2 protein-coding genes and 1 pseudogene are annotated in these 2,427 nt (G+C 33.1%); 2 read left to right on the top strand and 1 reads right to left on the bottom strand.

From position 1 onward, the window contains the following. A pseudogene (locus FTV43_RS15025) lies at window positions 1-467 on the top strand (IS1-like element ISAba3 family transposase); the annotation flags it as partial. Between the two features lie 173 nt (window positions 468-640). Next, a complete protein-coding gene (locus tag FTV43_RS15020) occupies window positions 641-1,099 on the top strand; it encodes an AraC family ligand binding domain-containing protein (protein WP_257224130.1) in 459 nt (152 codons plus the stop codon). 474 nt (window positions 1,100-1,573) lie between these two features. On the opposite strand, the gene erm(B) is transcribed toward FTV43_RS15020, so the two are convergent. Further along, entirely contained in the window at window positions 1,574-2,326 is a 753-nt protein-coding gene (gene erm(B) / locus FTV43_RS15010; protein WP_154320141.1) for a 23S rRNA (adenine(2058)-N(6))-methyltransferase Erm(B), read from the bottom strand. Window positions 2,327-2,427 lie beyond the last annotated feature (101 nt).

Raw genomic sequence — 2,427 nt, 5'->3', positions numbered from 1 at the left:
AAAGTTTTACGTACTTTAACTGAATCAACCTATGAAATTCAGCCTCAGCAAAGTCATTATGAATCTCTCGAAGTAGATGAGTTCTGGAATTTTGTTGGAAATAAAAAGAATAAACAATGGCTTATTTACGCCTATCATCGAGAAACAGGTGAAATTGTTGCTTATGTTTGGGGTAAACGAGATTTAGCTACAGTCTAACAATTGAAGACAAAGCTTAAACAATTAGATATTCACTACACCCGAATTGCAAGTGATCATTGGGACAGTTTCATCACTGCTTTTAAAAATGGTAAGCAAAGTATTGGTAAATTTTTTACTGTAGGTATTGAAGGCAATAATTGCAAAATAAGGCATAGAATTAGGCGTAGCTTCAGAAGAAGCTGTAATTTTTCAAAAAAGCTTGAAAACCATTTTAAAGCTTTTGATTTAGCCTTCTTTTCTTTTACATCAATAATGGCTTCATTTAAAGGCAGCATACTTTTTGAAGCACCACCAAAATTTTATGTTAAGTAGAGACTAAAAATGCCCTTGATTAAGGGCTTACAAGGGCATTTTGTATAAGGTGTATTATGTTAATTTTAGAATTTCTTCATTAGATAATTTTTGATAAGCTAAATCCATTAGGACTAATTAAGTAAATATGAGCAATTGGGTCAATGTCACACAGGATAAGTCTACAGGTATAGAACTAATTCATGCCCACTTCAAAGGCTTTGCATACGATCCTCATCTACACTCAAGTTATCTTATAGGGGTAACAGAGTTAGGACATCAACAATTCAATTGTAGAAAAAAAATTATTGATAGCTATCAAGGTCAAACTTTCATGCTTGAACCTGAAGAAGTTCATGATGGTAATGCACCAGATCCTCTCGGCTTCACTTATAAAATGATGCATTTAGATCCAGCATGGTTAAAAAAAAGCTATGAAGGAATATTTAATGAGCCTATCGAACTTGCTATCGAATCAACCCTACGTTCTGATCCTCAACTTTCACATTTGATACTTTCAACCTACAATATATTGAATAACAATGAATCTCAATTGATGAAAGATACGTATTTAGATCTTTTATTAGAAAACTTTGCTTGGTTATAAAAAAGTGGAGAGATTAAAAAGCTGCAAGGGCGATCTATGATCGTGCATTTACCCTTGCGGTCTTTTTTGAACGAACTATAACCAGAAAAAGCAAAGCCCTTAGCACACTAAAATATTAGGTACGTCAAGCGGTATCTTGGATAGTAAAATCGAACGGAAAAAAAGCACTTGATATACTTATCAAGTGCTTTCCTAGCCTTTATGTTCGTAAATAAACCACTTGTAACTTGTAACTTTTTTCATGTTACAAGTTACCACTCGTGGTAGTTACCACAAAGCCACATGTTAACATTAAATAATGTTAAGCATTTCATGGAAAAGCTTTTCTATAATCTTTAAGGCTTCTTGTGTACTTCTTGCTAGTCTAGGGACCTCTTTAGCTCCTTGGAAGCTGTCAGTAGTATACCTAATAATTTATCTACATTCCCTTTAGTAACGTGTAACTTTCCAAATTTACAAAAGCGACTCATAGAATTATTTCCTCCCGTTAAATAATAGATAACTATTAAAAATAGACAATACTTGCTCATAAGTAACGGTACTTAAATTGTTTACTTTGGCGTGTTTCATTGCTTGATGAAACTGATTTTTAGTAAACAGTTGACGATATTCTCGATTGACCCATTTTGAAACAAAGTACGTATATAGCTTCCAATATTTATCTGGAACATCTGTGGTATGGCGGGTAAGTTTTATTAAGACACTGTTTACTCTTGGTTTAGGATGAAAGCATTCCGCTGGCAGCTTAAGCAATTGCTGAATCGAGACTTGAGTGTGCAAGAGCAACCCTAGTGTTCGGTGAATATCCAAGGTACGCTTGTAGAATCCTTCTTCAACAATCAGATAGATGTCAGACGCATGGCTTTCAAAAACCACTTTTTTAATAATTTGTGTGCTTAAATGGTAAGGAATATTCCCAACAATTTTATACCTCTGTTTGTTAGGGAATTGAAACTGTAGAATATCTTGGTGAATTAAAGTGACACGAGTATTCAGTTTTAATTTTTCTGACGATAAGTTGAATAGATGACTGTCTAATTCAATAGACGTTACCTGTTTACTTATTTTAGCCAGTTTCGTCGTTAAATGCCCTTTACCTGTTCCAATTTCGTAAACGGTATCGGTTTCTTTTAAATTCAATTGTTTTATTATTTGGTTGAGTACTTTTTCACTCGTTAAAAAGTTTTGAGAATATTTTATATTAAAATAAGCCTTATATCCAAGCATAAAACAAGGTTGTCTAGACTTCTTTTAACAGTAAAGTTATCATAAAACTGAATTTTATTTTTTAGGTAAGTTTATGCATTCTATCCGCATTCGTTAAGACA

Origin of the sequence: Acinetobacter sp. YH16053 (genome assembly GCF_013417035.1) — a bacterium.
In the GTDB taxonomy this organism is placed as follows: Bacteria; Pseudomonadota; Gammaproteobacteria; order Pseudomonadales; family Moraxellaceae; genus Acinetobacter; species Acinetobacter towneri.
Note: the sequence above shows the minus strand (reverse complement) of the source record. Positions and strands in the feature narration are given on the sequence as shown.

Excerpts from the sequence above, each read along its gene's own strand:
- FTV43_RS15020 (WP_257224130.1), top strand. The coding sequence starts at position 641 with ATGAGCAATTGGGTCAATGTCACACAGGATAAGTCTACAGGTATAGAA.